The organism is Paenibacillus sp. CB74 (assembly GCF_055687625.1).
In genome coordinates this window covers 323,874-341,251 of record NZ_CM146009.1, presented here as the reverse complement: position 1 = coordinate 341,251, position 17,378 = coordinate 323,874, and the positions used below count along the sequence as shown (strand labels likewise).

Annotated in this window: 13 protein-coding genes; 4 read left to right on the top strand and 9 right to left on the bottom strand. The window is 47.4% G+C overall.

What is annotated here, in order from left to right; all coding sequences use genetic code 11:
• Window positions 1-7: 7 nt before the first annotated feature.
• Window positions 8-565 (top strand): DUF1697 domain-containing protein, encoded by a 558-nt coding sequence (locus ACX9NY_RS01525; protein ID WP_339256643.1) that lies wholly within the window; start codon window positions 8-10, stop codon window positions 563-565.
• Between the two features lie 149 nt (window positions 566-714).
• Here the strand turns inward: ACX9NY_RS01525 and ACX9NY_RS01520 are convergent, their stop codons facing one another.
• Complete coding sequence (locus ACX9NY_RS01520; protein WP_339236458.1) at window positions 715-1,158, bottom strand: Hsp20/alpha crystallin family protein; 444 nt, start codon at window positions 1,156-1,158, stop codon at window positions 715-717.
• A gap of 327 nt (window positions 1,159-1,485) precedes the next feature.
• On the opposite strand from ACX9NY_RS01520, the gene ACX9NY_RS01515 reads away from it, so the two are divergent.
• Window positions 1,486-3,072, top strand: a complete 1,587-nt coding sequence (locus tag ACX9NY_RS01515) for a choice-of-anchor I domain-containing protein (RefSeq protein WP_472476795.1) — start codon at window positions 1,486-1,488, stop codon at window positions 3,070-3,072.
• Between the two features lie 136 nt (window positions 3,073-3,208).
• On the opposite strand, the gene ACX9NY_RS01510 is transcribed toward ACX9NY_RS01515, so the two are convergent.
• The 5 genes from ACX9NY_RS01510 to ACX9NY_RS01490 form a co-directional block, all read right to left on the bottom strand.
• A complete protein-coding gene (locus ACX9NY_RS01510) occupies window positions 3,209-3,421 on the bottom strand; it encodes a hypothetical protein (protein ID WP_339236462.1) in 213 nt (70 codons plus the stop codon).
• 159 nt (window positions 3,422-3,580) lie between these two features.
• Window positions 3,581-5,824, bottom strand: coding sequence for a carboxylesterase/lipase family protein (locus ACX9NY_RS01505; RefSeq protein ID WP_472476794.1), 2,244 nt, complete (start codon window positions 5,822-5,824; stop codon window positions 3,581-3,583).
• 566 nt (window positions 5,825-6,390) lie between these two features.
• A complete protein-coding gene (locus tag ACX9NY_RS01500) occupies window positions 6,391-7,662 on the bottom strand; it encodes an amidohydrolase (protein ID WP_339236468.1) in 1,272 nt (423 codons plus the stop codon).
• Between the two features lie 102 nt (window positions 7,663-7,764).
• Window positions 7,765-9,279, bottom strand: a complete 1,515-nt coding sequence (locus ACX9NY_RS01495) for an AbgT family transporter (RefSeq protein WP_472476793.1) — start codon at window positions 9,277-9,279, stop codon at window positions 7,765-7,767.
• 285 nt (window positions 9,280-9,564) lie between these two features.
• Window positions 9,565-10,869: a hypothetical protein gene (locus ACX9NY_RS01490; protein WP_472476792.1), complete on the bottom strand. Its 1,305-nt coding sequence runs from the start codon at window positions 10,867-10,869 to the stop codon at window positions 9,565-9,567.
• 259 nt (window positions 10,870-11,128) lie between these two features.
• Between ACX9NY_RS01490 and ACX9NY_RS01485 the strand changes: the two genes are divergently transcribed.
• Together ACX9NY_RS01485 and ACX9NY_RS01480 are read left to right on the top strand one after the other, a co-directional pair.
• Window positions 11,129-12,781, top strand: coding sequence for an alkaline phosphatase (locus tag ACX9NY_RS01485; protein WP_472476791.1), 1,653 nt, complete (start codon window positions 11,129-11,131; stop codon window positions 12,779-12,781).
• Between the two features lie 163 nt (window positions 12,782-12,944).
• The gene (locus ACX9NY_RS01480) at window positions 12,945-13,310 is read left to right on the top strand and encodes a VOC family protein (RefSeq protein WP_472476790.1); all 366 of its coding nucleotides are present in this window, start codon (window positions 12,945-12,947) and stop codon (window positions 13,308-13,310) included.
• Window positions 13,311-13,424: 114 nt separating this feature from the next.
• Here ACX9NY_RS01480 and ACX9NY_RS01475 read toward each other — a convergent pair whose 3' ends face one another.
• From ACX9NY_RS01475 to ACX9NY_RS01465, 3 genes are all read right to left on the bottom strand, one after another.
• Window positions 13,425-14,648 carry a GNAT family N-acetyltransferase gene (locus ACX9NY_RS01475; protein ID WP_472476789.1) on the bottom strand — a complete coding sequence of 408 codons (1,224 nt, stop codon included), beginning with the start codon at window positions 14,646-14,648 and terminating at the stop codon, window positions 13,425-13,427.
• Between the two features lie 203 nt (window positions 14,649-14,851).
• Window positions 14,852-15,541, bottom strand: coding sequence for a DUF4274 domain-containing protein (locus tag ACX9NY_RS01470; protein ID WP_472476788.1), 690 nt, complete (start codon window positions 15,539-15,541; stop codon window positions 14,852-14,854).
• Between the two features lie 137 nt (window positions 15,542-15,678).
• The gene (locus ACX9NY_RS01465; protein WP_339236484.1) at window positions 15,679-17,157 is read right to left on the bottom strand and encodes a methyl-accepting chemotaxis protein; all 1,479 of its coding nucleotides are present in this window, start codon (window positions 17,155-17,157) and stop codon (window positions 15,679-15,681) included.
• Between the last annotated feature and the right edge of the window lie 221 nt (window positions 17,158-17,378).

The window sequence follows — 17,378 nt, the reverse complement described above, 5'->3', positions numbered from 1 at the left end:
CATCCCTATGATCTATGTAGCCTTGCTGCGAGGTATTAATGTAGGCGGGAACAATAAAATGAACATGAAACAGCTAAAAGAAACGTTTGAACAAGCTGGCATGCTGGATGTCGTTACATACATCAACTCTGGCAATATTATTTTTGCTGATCATCAAGAACGTGCTGATGCGAATAGGGAGATATCCCTTACGTTGGAACAGGCCATCGCCGCTGATTTCGGCTTACAGATCAAGGTGATGGTGCGGAATATGGATGAAATCCAAAGCGTTATCGAAGCGCTCCCAGCGGAATGGGTTAATGACGACACGGCCAAAAGTGATGTGATGTTCCTCTGGGATGAGATCAACGAGCCCTCCGTGCTGGATCAACTGCCCATCAAACCCGAAATCGGCACACTGATGTATGTTCCCGGTGCCATTTTGTATTCAGTCAGCAGAGAGGATGCATCCAAAAGTGGCATGAACAAGCTTGTGGGTTCCAAAGTCTATGCTTATATGACCGTAAGAAACGTGAATACCACACGTAAGATATATGCGCTCATGCAGGCAGCGACCGAGAAATAAAGGAATCAGCAAAATGGATATTCAATCTGATGTTCAACGATCCCTCTTCTAATTCAGTCTAAATTAAAACATGCAGAAAACATCCTTATGGATGTCTCCTGCATGTTTTTCATCATATAAGGAAACAATTGATTTCAATTCTCTATGGTTTAGTCAATTTGAATGCGTCTGCGAGATGGATCATCACCAGGGCGTTTTGGAATCTCAAGCTTCAGCACACCATCTTCCAATCTGGCCTTGATATGCTCCTCATCAATATGATCTACATAGAAACGCCGGATAAATTCGCCTGAACGACGCTCCTGCCGAATGATCCGATTGGAGTCATCCTTCTGTTCCACCAGCTCATTACGTTTGGCACGAATAATCAATTCTTTACCTTCAACTTGAATGTCTATATTCTCTTTGGCAATGCCCGGAAGCTCGGCTTCTACCCAATATTTGTCTTCATCCTCACGAATGTCAGTACGAAATGGCTGCGAGCCAGTCCCAAAAGGCGAGAGAAATGAGTTCTCAACCATGTCATTGAAGGATTTCAACATGTGTCCGAACGGGTCTTCATTTCGTTTACGAAACGGAATCAGATCAAACATGAAAATCAGCTCCTTTTGTGTGGTTGGTTTATTGGTGTTGCTTACATTGATTATTATAATACTCGTGCAAACAAGGCTCAAAGTCCGTAAAAGACGAAAAAAACCGATCTTCTTTCACCATGGTTCATTATTATAAAATAGATCCTTTTTTCTTTTATTTTGACCTTCTTTGACTTTCTGACTTTGTCTGACTATAGCATATAAATGTTTTACATAACTTGCTGGCTTCTCTTATTTCTTTTTAACATTTCACCCCTATACTAGGCCATGTCTGAAAACAATTGCACACACCATCACAACACGAAACGATAAAGGGGATCTGGAACATTGAAAAAGAGAAATCAATGGCTTGCCGTTCTGTCGATGACCGCCATTCTTAGCGCAGGAGCAACCAGCTACACATCCATGATTCATGCCGCTGATGCAACTAAACCTGCCAACGATCAAGTTGCACTGCGTACAGCCATCCAAAATATGCAAGGTACGGTCACCTGGAACGAAAACAGTCGCAGTGTTGATATCCAGATCGCAGATACTAAAGTCCAACTTCCTATAGGAACGTTCTCAGCAACCATTAACGGGGTAAAAACGCCTTTGGACAGTAAAAGCTACATCACCAAAGGTACAACGTATGTATCTTCCCAAACGCTAAAATTAATTACGGATCAACTGATCCTGAAACAAAATAAAACCGGTTTTGAACGAACCGCATCGTTTCAGATGCCCGGTGGCAAAGCAGAAATATCAGCCTCTACGCCAGATGGACAGCGCCTGCTCGTAACCGAAGCGGACAATGGCAGCATTTCTGTATTGGACATTGCTGACTTGAAAAATATCAGCGTATTGAAAACAGTCAGCTTCCATGAGCTCTCTGCCAAAGCTGAAGTCACCAGTGTAACCGTGTCCAAAGACGGCAAATACGGTCTGGCTGTTATTCGTACCGGGGATACGGACAGTGAAGCAAACAAAGGATTACTTGCCATAGTGGATCTGACAACCTACAAAACTGTAAAAACATATGAACTCGGTATTGGTCCTGACTCGATTGCCCTGTCTCCTGACGGTCTGCATGCGGTGATTGCCATAGAAGACGAAGAGCTGAATAAAGCTGCCGATGAAATTGACTATGCCAACGCCAAACGTCCGGGTAGCATTATGGTTGTATCTTTTGCTGGCGGGAACGTATTGGAAGGTGAAATCACGAACTTGCCGGTATCTCTGGACCATGTTAAAGGCGCCATCTATCCGCATGATCCACAACCGGAGTATGTTGCTATTAGTCCGGATAGCAAAACTGCAGCCATCACGCTACAGGAGAACAACGTCGTTGCCATCGTAGATTTGGAGACCAAAAAGATCAGCTCCATCTTCGCTCTCGGTACCACCTCACATCAAGCGGATCTGAAAGATGATGGCATGATTCAGTTTAAAGAGACATTGACAGCTCGTTATGAACCGGATGGGATTGCTTTCTCAGCAGATGGTAAATACCTGCTGACAGCGAATGAAGGAGACTTGGGCAAGAATGAATTTGAGGATGGGGTAAAAGCAGGCGGACGTAATATTGCTGTCTGGGATCTGCAAGGCAAGCGGATGTACGATAGCCAAAACCTCATTGACACGGCAACCGCCATGGTTGGCTTGTACCCGGATGATCGCAGTCCCAACAAAGGCAGCGAAGTGGAGAATCTGACCGTGGCTACGGTGGACGGCACAACGTATGCAGCGGTCGCTTCCGAACGGGCAGATGCCATTCTGTTCTTCGATCTTGCTGATCCGGTCAATCCGAACTATCTGGGTCTGATTCCTACAGCCGGAGAGTCACCAGAAGGCATTCATCGGGTTAACGGACGCAGCCTGTTTGTGAGTGCTGATGAAAGCACCGGAACACTTAGTTTTTTTGCCAAGAAATAGATGACGTATACGTGGCCCGCTAAGGCTGAAATAAACAGTTTCAGGCTGTATTGAGTAGGAAGGGGCAAAGAGCCCCTATCCTCTCTTACTATTGAACACGCTATTCCACGTATCTACATATAGTACGTACAGACGGTTAACGAGACTTTATACTCTCCAATTCCCGCCTGTTCCGCTCTACTTCCTCTTGTAACACTCGCACTTCCATCCTTAATGCGGATACTTCCTCTTTCACGCCAGACCGCTTCATCACAAGATAGAAGATCAGATATAATACAAGACCCATCATGATAAAGAAAATTAATAGCGTTATAATCCCAGCAATTCCTATAGAGCTAGCTCCATCCATAATGTACACGTCTCCCCTCTCGATGTTATTAATTTATATTTACAACAATACCATATTTAAGCATGACGAACAGTACAAAAAGCCAAGAGAATAGGCTCCCTTGGCTTTCAATTTATCTATATACCTTTTATCTATATATCCCTTCCTACCCGGTGATCCTTATTCCCAGAAGAAACGGCCTGCAAACACTTTTTCCGTCAACAGTTTGTATGTTTCTTCAGACAATTCTTTTTTCATCTTCGCCATTACGGCTTCTTTTCCTTGATTATATTGTGTGGACATGCCAATCTCTGCCGTTGTATTACTTGCATCCAGACGCATGATCGGTGCTTGTGCATCTTTCGTCCAAGGTGTCCATGCCGCAAGATTAGGGGAACCACCCGTACCTGGATTGCCTGTGTACAGGAACTGCTTCAGGTATGCTGCCATCGCGATGGACAACTCATCACGTCCTGGTTTGTTCGTCTCGCTAAAGTATCCCTCAGGGAAATAGGCAGCAATGCCATCGGCGTGCCCTGTATAGAAGTCCATATCCGCACCATGTGGTGCGCCCAGTAACGTGAGCAAACGCTCAGAGATGACCCCAGGTTGTGTACCCCAAGCAAAACGATAAGCATATACCGGCGGCTGACCGGCTTCACTGGTCAATTGCTCCGCGACACGCTCTGCATTAAAGCCTGCATAAGCTTCACTACCGTATTTCAGAGCAGCAGCATATTGCTCCGCCTTGGTTTCATCGGTGAACAGCGTTCCATCCGCAATAGCTGGAGCGAAGTTTGGATCACCAAAGGCAAATCCGGAGAACTCCGTTTCCAGGCTGCCCAGTAATACAGGAACTTTCGTGTAATTGCCGTTCTGGATGGCTTCAAAGCCTTCTTTTGGAATCACGGTGCCGTCCCGGAACAGATGCGGGAATGGCTCCATACGGATTGCGGTTGCACCAAACGCTGTGACCAGCTTGTCCGCCGGCAGTGCACGCAGGTAGCTCTCCAGCTGTGCCGGAGATTGCTTGCTTATCCAGGCTTTTGCCTCTTCTGCATTAGCCGCTTTCCCCTCTTGTACAAGCAGTTTCACGAGTACATCCTGGGATTTTTGCTCACCTTCTTCCGGTGATGCTGTCGTCAATCCTCCGCTGAAAGCAACTGCTTTTTGATACAGCCCTTTGTTAAGTGGAGAGATCAGTGTTGCCAGCACATCACGCGCACCAGCAGATTGTCCGGCTAATGTAACATTGCTTGTATCTCCGCCAAACCCTGCAATATTATCCTGTACCCACTCCAGTGCACGGAATGCGTCGAGCAGACCATAGTTACCGGAGTCATCCAGGGCATTGCCGGTTTTCAGCGCTGCATTTTCGAAGAATCCGAGGGCCCCCAGACGGTAGTTCACGGAGATGATGATACTGTTGGTGCTCCGCGCAAGCTGTTCACCCTGAAAATCTTTACCTGATCCGGTCATATTCCCGCCACCGTGCAGGAACACCATCACCGGAAGTTTAGAACTGGTTGTGTCAGGACGCCAAATATTTAGGTACAGTGAATCCTCACTGCCTACTGTATTCTTGCCGGAGATCTGCAAGCTGTTCGCTGCAAATTCCTTAGCCGATCTAGTTCCTGCCCAAGCTTCAGGTTCTTGTGGGGCTTTCCAACGCAGTTCACCTACCGGAGGTGCGGCGTATGGAACACCGAGCCAGCCGAGCGTGCTATATTGCTCATATTTTTTGCCATCAATCGCACCATATTTGGTCTGTTGCAACGTTTGAGGTTTGAACGCGCCAGCTTCTTTATGTTTCAACCAGCTCTGCTCCAAGGTTCCATTGCCGTTCTTAAGCTGTGTTTGCAAAGCCTGTGCAGTTGCTTCGGCCATCAGTCGATTGGTAAGCTCACTCGCTCCCTTCCCTTGAAGTGCCTTGATTCCTTTCCCAGCCGCATAGGTGGAAGCCGCCCCTTGCTCATAATCCGTACCTATTTCATATCCAAGCACCTTCAACAGCATTGTGGCATAACCTTCCGCTGTAAGGGGTGCATTAGGCTCAAATTTCTCCGTTCCCGTTACGATCTCAGCCACATACGGATGCTGCTTCAAGTAGCCAACGACCGGTTGCAATACTTTTCCTGCCTGAGCCGCATCGTCATACGTTACCGATCCCTGATAGGCGAGTGCTTCTTTCTCCAATCCGGACAAACGCAAGTACAGTACTGCGGCTTGAATGCGTGTAGCTTTTTTATTCAAATAAGCCGCATTAACACCTTGACCGCTGCCACGAATAAGCTCCGATTCGATCAGCTTGTCCATCGCTGCTGAAGAAGAGGTTGCTGTATTTCCTGCTGCATATGCCGGTAACCCGGATACACATAAACCCAGAATGGTTGCTATGGCAATCGAACGTTTAATGCTTTTCATGTCAACAATCTCCTCGCTGTCAAATAGTGTGTGATGGGATAATTGCATTGGAAATGTGCATCTTTGAATCAGTATTCCAATGTCTGGATGAGTCTATTTCTCTATTTCAGAAAACTTAATCTGCCGCACTCCTTTCTGCTCGAAATATCCGCAACTGCGCTTGCGGTCATGCCTTCAGGCATTTTTTGTATAAAAAAACCTGAACCGAAGGCAAACAGACATCGCTTTAGCGTGATCTGCTGCCCTCAATTCAGGTTTTGCCTGCAATCAGTAACAACCCTGAGGAATGAGGCTCATTCCATATGATAATGTAAACGCAATCATTCATCTGATGAACAAAGAACCAACGAATGAACTGACACAGGTATTGCCCTTAACACGGTTACAATCCTGTTGTTATGGTGATGTTAGCACATAATGTAAGCGTTCGCAATATCTTTTTTATCATCTTCTTATTCTCCATACAAGGGCTAACCAGAAAAACCCGCACTTTTCATGCGGGCCTGAACTTAGCTTCCATCCTGATGATCCAGACAGCTAACTCCTAGTCATGAATATCGACCATCCTATAGATCTGTTGTTTGCAGGGTACGTGCCAATTTCTCCAGCAGTTCCACCGCAGGGGCCAATACCGCTTCATCAATATCAAATTCGGGATGATGATGCGGGGCAGGTAACTCGCTGCCAACAATCATATACGTGGCTTTGCCACCTTGCTCTTGGACTCGCCGGATCATATAACTGGCATCCTCGCTGCCGAGAGCAGCACTATCCGAAATAGCCTCCGCATGGGTGAAACCAGCGATGCCTTCCGCTTGCTGAACCGCAAGCTCTGCAAGTTCCATATCACATCGAATCGGGATGGCACTTCCAACCACTTCAACGGAAGCGGTTAGTTCGTGCATGGCTGCGCTATGCTCAATGATGTTCCGCACGCGGCGCTCCAGCTCTCGATTCGTTTCTTCACTGGTCGAACGTGTCTCAATAACCATGCGGGCATGCTCAGCAATAATATTAGCCCCTGTTCCACCTTCCAGAATGCCTACATTAATCCGGGTATCTGCTGAGCTGAAGCGGGGAAGTGCATGAATGTTGAGCATGGCGGTCGCTGCGCCCAGCAGCGCGTTCCGGCCTTCCTCCGGTGTAGCTCCTGCATGGGAAGATACACCGGTGAAATGTGCTTCCAGCTTGGTCGTTGCCAGGAATCCGGCAGACGCACCTCTAATATGACCGGATGGCACACCGGTACCTAAGTGCATACAGAACAGGCGATCCACCTGTTCCAGCATTCCTTTTTCAACCATGGCATATGCTCCGCGCACACCTTCTTCGGCAGGTTGGAATAACAGCCGAATCTTGCCGGCAAACTTCCGGTTACTCAACCGTTCTGCAAGCGCCAGTCCGATCGTTGTATGCCCATCGTGTGCACAGGCATGCATAATGCCTTCATGACGGGAACGAAATTGTGCTGCTTGCGGTGCATGTTGTTCCAACTTGCTCTCACGGATCGGCAATGCATCCATATCGAAGCGGAACGCTGTCGTTGGCCCCTCCTGCTCCCCTTGAATTTCAGCAACAACGGCGGTGAATCCTCCTCGCATCTGTTCCACGATCACCGGATCTGCACCTTCACGGAGGGCACGCTGATATGCATCTTCCAAGACTTCGGGCTTCGGCAACCCGCGCCGTGATGTGTCATCAATTGCATCTTTTCCGTAAGTGACGCTATAACCCAGTTCCGTCAGGATTTGCACCACTTTGGTCGCAGTACGAAATTCCGTAAATCCCAGTTCAGGATGTGCATGCAGGTCCCGGCGAAGTGCGATAATATCCATCATATGTTATTTCCCCTCTCTCCAACCTCTATCTATTTGATCGTGTATTCAGACCTACACGACTCATTCAACGTTATACGTCACTAAGCTTGCTCTGCTGATCCCCTACAATCTTGCGTTTACTCCCGGACCAAGTGGCAAGTTGAAGGCGTACCATAGAATGACCATAACCACCCACACCGAGAAGAATGCAATCGAATATGGCAAAATCAGTGAATAATACGTTCCCAGCTTCGCATCTTTACGGTACTCCTGCAGAAATCCTACGAACAGCGGTACAAAAGGCGATACCGGAGCCAATGGAATAACGACCGAATCCGATACCCGAAAAATAACCTGAGTGAATGCCGGATGGAATCCAAGCAGCATCATCATTGGAATAAATACCGGGGCAAGAATGGACCAGATCGCTGAACCACTTGCGATGAACATCGTCAGCAATGCCGATAGGAAAATCAATCCAATCACCACCGGAATGCCGTTAATGCCTGTCTTTTCTAGCAAATCGGTAATTGTAAGTGCCAGAAATTTGCCCATGTTGCTCCAGTTGAACATCGCCACGAATTGGGACAACGGGAACACCATCACGATAAAACCAGCCATCGTTTTGATCGGTTCAATGAGCAGTTTTGGCAGATCGTTCTGATTTTGGATCACTTTCAGTTTAATGCCGTAAGTCAGCGCTACGGTAAAGAAGAACAGTAAAATGACAGGAACAATCCCGGCCAGGAAAGGCGAACCCATGACACTTCCCGTTTCCGGGTTACGAAGAACGCCATTCGAAGGGATCACCATAAATGAAATGACTGCGATAAAAAGCAATGCAGCAATCCCCGATGCACGTAATGCCCGGTTTTCTTCAGGTGTCGGTGCATCGAGCTTATACACTCGCTCCCCTTCGTAACGGCCCAGACGTGGTTCAAGGAATCTGTCCGTCATGAACCCGGCAACGAGAGTCAGCACAATAACCGAAGCGGACATAAAGTACCAGTTATCCAGAACCGTAACGCCCACATTGGGATCTACAGAGGTTGCAATCTCAGTACTAATGCCTGACAGCAATACATCGGTGGTCACAATAAGCATATTGGCTGTAAAACCTGCGCCAACCCCAGCAATGGCGGCAATCAATCCGGCAACCGGATGTCTGCCTACCGCGAGAAAGATCAGCGCTCCAAGCGGAGGCATGATCACAAGCGCCGCATCCGAGGACACATGGCTGAAAAAAGCGATGAAAATGACGAGATAACTGGCGTAACGCGCAGGTACCCGAACAGCCATTTTACGCATAACCGCTTCGAGAAGACCCACCTTCTCCGCCAGACCAATGCCCAGCACCAGAGCCAGGATGGAAGCCAGTGGTTTGAAATCAGCAAAGTTCTTGACCACATTCGGCAACAGCCACTGAATTCCCTCCCTGCTCAGCAAGTTCTTAACATGTACCTGTTCCCCATCAATCGGGTTATGTGCCGTCGCATTAAAGAGCGATAACACCAGTGTGGCAACCATCAGGGCGACAATGAGATAGATAAACAATAAAAACGGATTGGGAAGCTTGTTCCCTACTTTCTCTACCCAACCAAAAAGTCCTGTGTTCTCCTGTCTGTCCGCTTTGACCATGCAAACAACCCCCTGACTGTGTTGGAACTGCCTCTGGATAGACTGAACAAGTCTGATGAAGGTCTTGTCCCCATTAGCAGATCATTAACGTACATTTAACGAAAATGTCGTAATTTTAGGACATTATATAATTATCCCCGCACAAAGTTCAATACCTGTGTTATGTATTTTAACACTGGAAATAAAAAAACCGCTGAGCCGGCCTTGTCATCTTGTCCTCTCCACACGGACATGAGACATAAGGTTGCATCATCGGTTCTAGTAATTTGTTCTATGTTCGCTAACCTAACGCAAGAGACGATAACGGTTACTAGGCCTTCCGCGCCTTGTATTCAGCTCATTGCCAGCAATTTCGGCCAGTGCAAAAGCAGTAAGACTGCCCATAATACGTTGTACGTGCCTGATGGTCATGGAGAGCCCGGAAGCCAGCTCACCGGCTGTAAATTCTTCTTTGCCCATTCGGCGTATGTAGGCCTTTATTTTCTGGAATGTACGAATACTGACGCCTGCCTTGTTCAATTGTTCCAGCAATTCAATATCACTTGAATAAGTTTCGTAGGATAATTCGTGGTCTTCTCCTGCCGCCTCGACAATGGTTCCATCGGTCTCATAGATAATAATCCGTCCAGCCTCATCATCCTTGGCGTACTGAATAGCTTTACGTGCATGTCGTTCGGCATCAAATGCCGTCTCTCCGAACCCAATCCCGCCGAAGGAAGGCAAGTCTGTATCCAGCTCCAACTGTTGCATGGTCGAATGCAGTGAATCCATACTACGGGCCATCACACCTCTCGAACCATACATCAGGTACCTTCCGGTGCCGTCCTGATGAAGTGATCCATCAATTTGTTCACAGTGTCGCAGCAGCACTCCCTTGATCTTCAGCTCCATATACTGCAACTGATACCGCTCCGTCGACAGTTCTCCCGCTTCATGCAATCGATCAATCTCAATCATGAGCACACCTATCTGGCTATCCTTGAACGCTGAACTGCGAATCTGTTCTATTAACATACGTACGGCTTGAACCGTTTCCTGCTTGGTTGAATCAATTTTGAAGACGGGTACCCCGCGTTCCACCAGACCTTCATACACCGCGTACAGACAGGTAATCGCTGCTTTGGTAATCCCCTCTTGCCAATGCCGCACGTGGAACTCGATCATTTCTTCCACATCGTAATCGATGGAAAACACGTATTTACGTAATTGCTCCTGTGAGATATTCAGCTCTTCCAGACTGTCCATCAACCCCCAGCCCTCGTTGTCCGTCATATCAATGGAGATATCTTTCACCGGACTGTCCAAGGTGTAAATGGCCTGAAGCATCGCCTTATACAAGCTGGCCCCAGTAGGAGGGCAGTATATCGCATGTTCTTTTTCCGAAAGTTCAGCCTGAGCACTCAGATAAGGAATCGGCCCCGTAAATACCCATCCGTGTACATTCTCCCGATTTCGTCTAATGATGTCTCCCGTTTCTCTTGCATGTTCATAGGCATATGGCTCGTAGCTCGCCCCCAGATTGTGTCCCTGCAACGCACGCATGGTTCGCTCAATGGATGGCCTCGGCCCTACGATTCCGATTCGATACATCTACACCCCTCCTTCTCTCACGCCACAATTCAACATAGATCATATCGCTCCGAATGTTCCGTGGGTTATAAGTCTTAATTATATACAGAACCGACGATATAACAAAACAGATTACAGTTCGGTTAAAGTCTATCTTTTTTCATTTAATCGTAAATTTTACATATAGTTAATCCATTTCATACATTGGTTTAGCATTGGTTGTATACACTGGGCTCAGGATACAAAACAAACTATACATATATTCTAGGAGGATGCATTCATGTTAAACCGTTTTAATGTCCGTGCAGCCAAAATGATGCTCGCGGTGACAACAATTGTTACAGCTACACTCGGAGGAGGAAGTGCAGCGTGGGCTGTGGAAGACACCACCTCAACGACATCAGCATCACCGATTAAAAATGTGATTATTCTCATTCCCGACGGCATAGCTAACGATGCCACTGCTCTGGCTCGTTGGTATAAGGGCTCGTCCCTGACGCTGGATTCCATGGCAAGCGGCATGGTTCGTACCCACTCTGCAGATGCGCCGATTGCGGACTCGGCTCCTGCTGGAACCGCTTTTGCAACAGGCTACAAATCGCATACCGGATTCGTCGGTGTACTGCCGGACAAGGCTACGATGCCTGGGCAAAAGGCGATTGCGCCTGGAGACGCAAGAAAACCGGTCGCTTCTGTACTGGAGGCCTCCAAACTAGCTGGCAAAGCAACCGGTATTATATCCACATCCGAGATTATGCACGCCACACCCGCGGACTTCTCTGCTCACTACCCGGATCGGAAAAACTATGATGCCCTCAGTAAACAACAAGTCTATAATGGCATGGATGTTGTGTTGGGCGGAGGTAGCAAATACCTTGAGCCTGCGGGTCGCCAAGACGGCGAGAATCTGGTTTCGTCCATCAAAGCACTGGGTTACGATTACGTCACTACACCGGCTGCAATGAAAGCATCCGATTCGAACAAGCTGTGGGGTATGTTCGCACCAGCGGGCATGGCTTACAATATGGACCGTGATCCAGCGAAGCAACCAAGTCTTGCTGAGATGACATCCAAAGCGATTGAAGTTCTGTCCAAAGACGAAGACGGCTTCTTTCTGATGGTTGAAGGTAGTAAAGTAGACTGGGCAGCTCATGCCAATGATCCGATTGGTATTATCAGTGATGTGCTGGCTTTTGATGATGCCGTAAAAGTAGCCATGGATTTTGCCAAAACGGATGGAGAGACTGCGGTTGTGGCTGTAACTGACCACCAGAACGGTGGACTCACAATCGGTAATACCTCCACAACTGGCACATATGATAAAGAGCCGTTGTCCACATTTATCGGACCTTTGAAAAAGGCCAAACTGACAGGTGAGGGTGTTGAAGCGAAGCTGAATGCCAAGCGTACAAACATCAAAGCAGTGATGAAACAATACTATGGCATTACCGATCTGACTTCCGAGGAGATTGCCACAATTAAAACGGCTGAGCCGGGTAGTCTTAACTATGCAATCGGTCCAATGATCAGCAAACGCGCAGGGATTGGTTGGACAACCGGTGGTCATACAGGTGGAGATGTCGTACTTTACACGTATGCTCCCAACAATGACCGTCCATTCGGGGTAATCGACAACACGGATGTCGCCAAATATATGGCACGTGTACTGGATCTCGATCTGGACAGCGTGAACAAACAATTGTTTGTACCTGCCAAACAGGCATTTACAGCCAAAGGCGCAACATACAAACTGGATCTCACTGACGCCAAAACTCCAAAGATCCTCGTTACCAAAGGCAACACCAAGCTGGAACTTCAAATCTATAAAAATATTGCACTGGTGAACGGCAAAAAGACAGCTTTGGAAGGTGTCATTGTCTATAACGGTTTAGAGGCATTTGTACCACAAGGTGCAGTGGATCTCATTCAATAATTGATAGAACCAACGGAACGAACGGAGATTATACGATTTGGCTGCCGAATATCTCGGCAGCTATTTTATTGTTTGCTGATAAGGAGTAGGTTCCTGGTAGCACCTATCGTATAATGAACGTAACCAAAATACATATCATGCAAGAAAAAGGAGAAATTCACCCATGTTGATCAAATTAAACTGGATCACGCTGAGGGTCAGTAGTTTGGAATCTTCGCTCAGGTTCTATCACGACATGCTCGGACTTCCAGTTCAGCGCAGATTCGAAAGCCGCGGAAGGCAGATTGCCATGCTCGGCATGGAGAATGAAACCAAGCTGGAACTGATTGAGGGCAGTGAATCCGTTCTTAAACCAGAGGCTGGCGTGTCGATCGGGTATGAGGTGAACTCGCTGGATGAAGCGATGGAACGACTGGCAGAGCTAAATATTCCGATTGTACGCGGCCCCATCCAGCCCCATCCGCATCTACGGTTTATTTACATTACAGATCCGGACGGATTCGAGGTACAACTTGCAGAGCATGTCTAATTTAGGCGATTGTGATAGGAGTTTGCGTATCACGATAACCAGTTGTTTGTGCATGTGTGCAGTCAAACCTGTATGCCCCCCTCCTAGGGGAGCGTAAAACGTTATTGTGTCTGTTTACAGCTTCATGCGGCGCATCAGCGGCACACCTATGCGATTCAGCAACCGATCAAGCAGCATCCAGCACCAGCGTCTGCCCCATGGAAGGTGGCGCTCATACACAGCCGAATACTCAAAATCCGCCACAGCACCCCGATTGCGCTTAAACTGAGCTGCTCCCGCGCTCTCATGCAACAGATGGCCGTTCTCACGAGCCTGTCTGATCAGACAGGCGGATAACATGCGGTATAGTCCGACGGACTGGGACACCGCTGTATCGTAACCGAACAACGGTGTTGTCATGATTCCATTTCGGCAGAAATAACCCATTACCGCGTCCAAGCGCCCCTCCTTTCGCAGTCCATACAGCCTGAGTGTTCCTGATGCCATCGCAGCAGCAATGAAACGTTCGGTGAACTGCGGATTGTGATAGGAGTATTTTTCGAGATATAACCGCTTGTACAACTCCACGATTCGCGGAATATCTGCATCTGTCATTTCTACTTCGGAAACAAATTCATACTCGTGCTTGGCCAACAATTCGTAATCCCTCTTCAAGAGCCAGCGTGATTTTGAGTTACCAAAATTCGGATCATTCGCTTGGTACAGATAGATCTGTCGGCTCGGAATCAGTCGACACCCCACTTCGGTTAGCCTCGCCGTCAGATCGGGATGAAGTCCCGAACACAAGGAGCGAAATACAATGACGTGCTCCGGGTATCTCTCTTGTACCACTGCAAGTAAACATTCTGCCTGTTCACCGGACATGGCTGGATAGAGATTAGTGGACAACAGCCAGTTGTTCACATGCACGACTTTGTTAATCTGTGATTGCTTCATTCCCCAACCGATTAGACTGAGCAGCGCACTAAGGCCTTTTTCCAACACGGGTTTCTGCAACATGCTTAATTCCTGCTTCGCGTAACTCACGTAATGCGTATATGGCGAACAGACGTAAGCATTATCATACTCTGCATCATTCACCGTCAGTGGAATAACGAGATCGTCGATCCGGGCGAGCAGCACTGTGGTCTCCACGTTGGACATAAAGCTCCGGGACCCTTGCTGCATCATGGGTTCCAGATAAGCTCTGGCATATCTGCCGTCCTCCGTATCGGGCCAGTCCATGTCTTTGAACGAATGCTGATCATAAAGACGCACACGTTCGATGCAATTGTCATTCCTAACCTCATATGTATGTACATCGCAACCCGATCTGTCGTTCCCTGCTTTATTCTTCAACCTTGTACTCCCCCATAAGGTAACATCATCTGTATACAAACCATATAGCTATTCATACTCCTTTTCGGTCGACAGAGCTGCTTCCCACTCTCAATCATATAGAAATGTTCGATACTTCCAGCCTGCAACTGATCCACTCTGGCTCTCTGGCTTACATACCTTTTACTCCATTGAATTCACTACTCAACCTTGGAATTTCTCATCTATCCTCTTTGGGATAATCGCTCTGCCAGCTGACGATAAGCCAGACCATCTTCTCTCTCGTTGACTTCATCTTCATCCATCTTAAGCCAGTAGTCCGCATCCAGCAGTTCTGCCATGTCCAACCGCGTAATCTCTGCACATTCGGAATGTTCACACACTGCAATCATCGGCTCAGGACTGTCGTCCCAGTTGTACCCGTTCACGATGGCATGAAGGAGTACAGCTGAATTCAGGGCACGGATTTGGGCAGCCGCCTTGTCTGAAGACTCCTCGTACAAAATTTTATCGACAACATGTTGTTCCGCCTGGGTCAGCTTGAGTCTGACTGCTCCTTGAGTGTCCAGTAACATGTCTGCGATATCCGGGTTACGTCTGGCTGCGTTCCAGGCACTAGCCTGAATTCCATGGGGAGCATCCAGTTTGACTCCATGTTCAATCAATAACGGAATGGCTTCAAGCTGCTTGAACTTCACCGCTTTTTTCAGCGCGGTATCCCCAAGTTTGTCCTCTAGTTCCAAGTCAGGACCTGTTTCGAGAAGACAACGGATCGCTTCAATCGGCATACGATTTGTCAAAAAGAGCATCAGCGGTGTACGCCCGCGATCATCCTGTTCGTTGATATCCAAGACACCGACAGCTTCTCTGGCTTGCTCCACATCTTTGGATTTGCTAATCTCCACCCAATTCATAGTTCGTTCTCCACCATCCTCTTCATACTCTACACAACACTGTATCGGAAAAAATTGTCGGCATCAACTTATACTCCAGATGAAAAAAGCCCGTCCAGCACGATAAATACGTACAGACGAACTTTCAACAACTGGTATTAAAGTTTATTCTCCACGGAAGATGCCTGATGATCCGAGACTAACTCATTCAGGTTCACAATCAGCTGCTCCAGCTCTCCGAAGCTCTCCACCATCTTCTGTGTTAAGTTACGCTGTTCTTCCATGCTCGCCAGGATCTCTTCTGCCGCTGCACTGGATTGCTCCGTTACACTCGAAATCTCGGAAACCTCATTCACTACTCTAGTAGAAGATTCCTTCATTGTTGCCGAACTCGTCTCAATATCTGTCGCTTGATTCAACACATGCTGAGAGTTGCTGTTGATCGTACGGAACACTTCGTCTGCCGTCTGCACGCTGTCTCTTCCTTGTTGTAAGGATAGACGAATACGTTCGAAGCGATCTGTCAGTGCCTGCGTTTGTCCTTTTAACCGAGACAGGATGGTTGAAATATCACTCGCGGATTGACCCGAGCTCTCGGCCAGCTTGCGCACTTCCTCGGATACAACCGCAAATCCGCGTCCATGCTCGCCTGCACGAGCCGCTTCAATGGCTGCATTGAGCGCAAGCAGGTTGGTCTGAGTTGCGATATCCGCTATACTGTTGAGCATAAGCGTCATGGATTCACTTTCCTCATTGAACTTTTGCATGTCACTCGCCGTTGTATTGATCGTTTCATATAAGTCTTGCATCTGACTGTTCAGTTGGTTCAGATGTTCGCTTCCTGTTTGCGTGCTCGTTGCCATACTTGCAGACACCTCTTTCATCTGCTGGGAATACAGCGCAACATCCTTAATATGCTGATCCGATACGGATAAGGATTCCGAAATTTCCGCCACACTGGTCGCCTGGAACTCCACACCCTTGGCAACCTCACTGAATCCCAGGGTCACTTCATGGGTAATGGAACCTGTTGAATCCACCTTTTGCTTCAATTGATCTGTATAACGAGACAGACCGCCAACAGACTCCTTGACCCGTTCAAGCATCGTTTCCACCCGGGTCCGCGACGCTTCGACCTCGCTCCATCTTTTTTCACTTTCATGAAAGAGCTTTTGGTTCAGATAGGACACCATCAACAAGATTCCACCCGCAACGGCGAATAGTCCTACATTAATTGCATTAGTTACGAACTGATCCTGAGTTGTTGTAGGAATAATCCAAAGTTGAAGAATATTGTTCGCGAGCATAACCGAAAATCCGATGATAAACCATTTTTTGTTTGGATAAATAAGCAAGATTGAAGAGATAAGCATAGCAAGCAGCGGTTCAACGCTTCCCCATCCGGCGAATACCCCGCACAACGAGATGAGCACTGTGTTCACCCAAGGAATGAGATGAATATGCTTCTTTTTGGCGTTTGCGTAAGCGAGCCAGATTCCATACAAGATCACAATACCGTTGGAAATAAATAATTTGGGCTCAATTAAAGCTACTGAAAATCCTACAATTAACACAACCCACAAAATGATGCTGATGATCTTGTTCCGTTTCCATATAATTTCGTCAATACGATTCATGCATACCCCGTCCTTTAGATAAAATAAGTTTACGATTGTAGGGCATACTCGCACTCACATCGGCCTCTTAATGGTTTGCTTCCGTGCATATTTCAACGCAACGCTCAGGCCACCGCCATAGTACAATGTTACTTCACAAATATGAAAGCAGCGCTACATTATGTATATCGGTATTCCGAATACAAAATTAAATATTAACTTTTATTTAATACGCTCCCGTA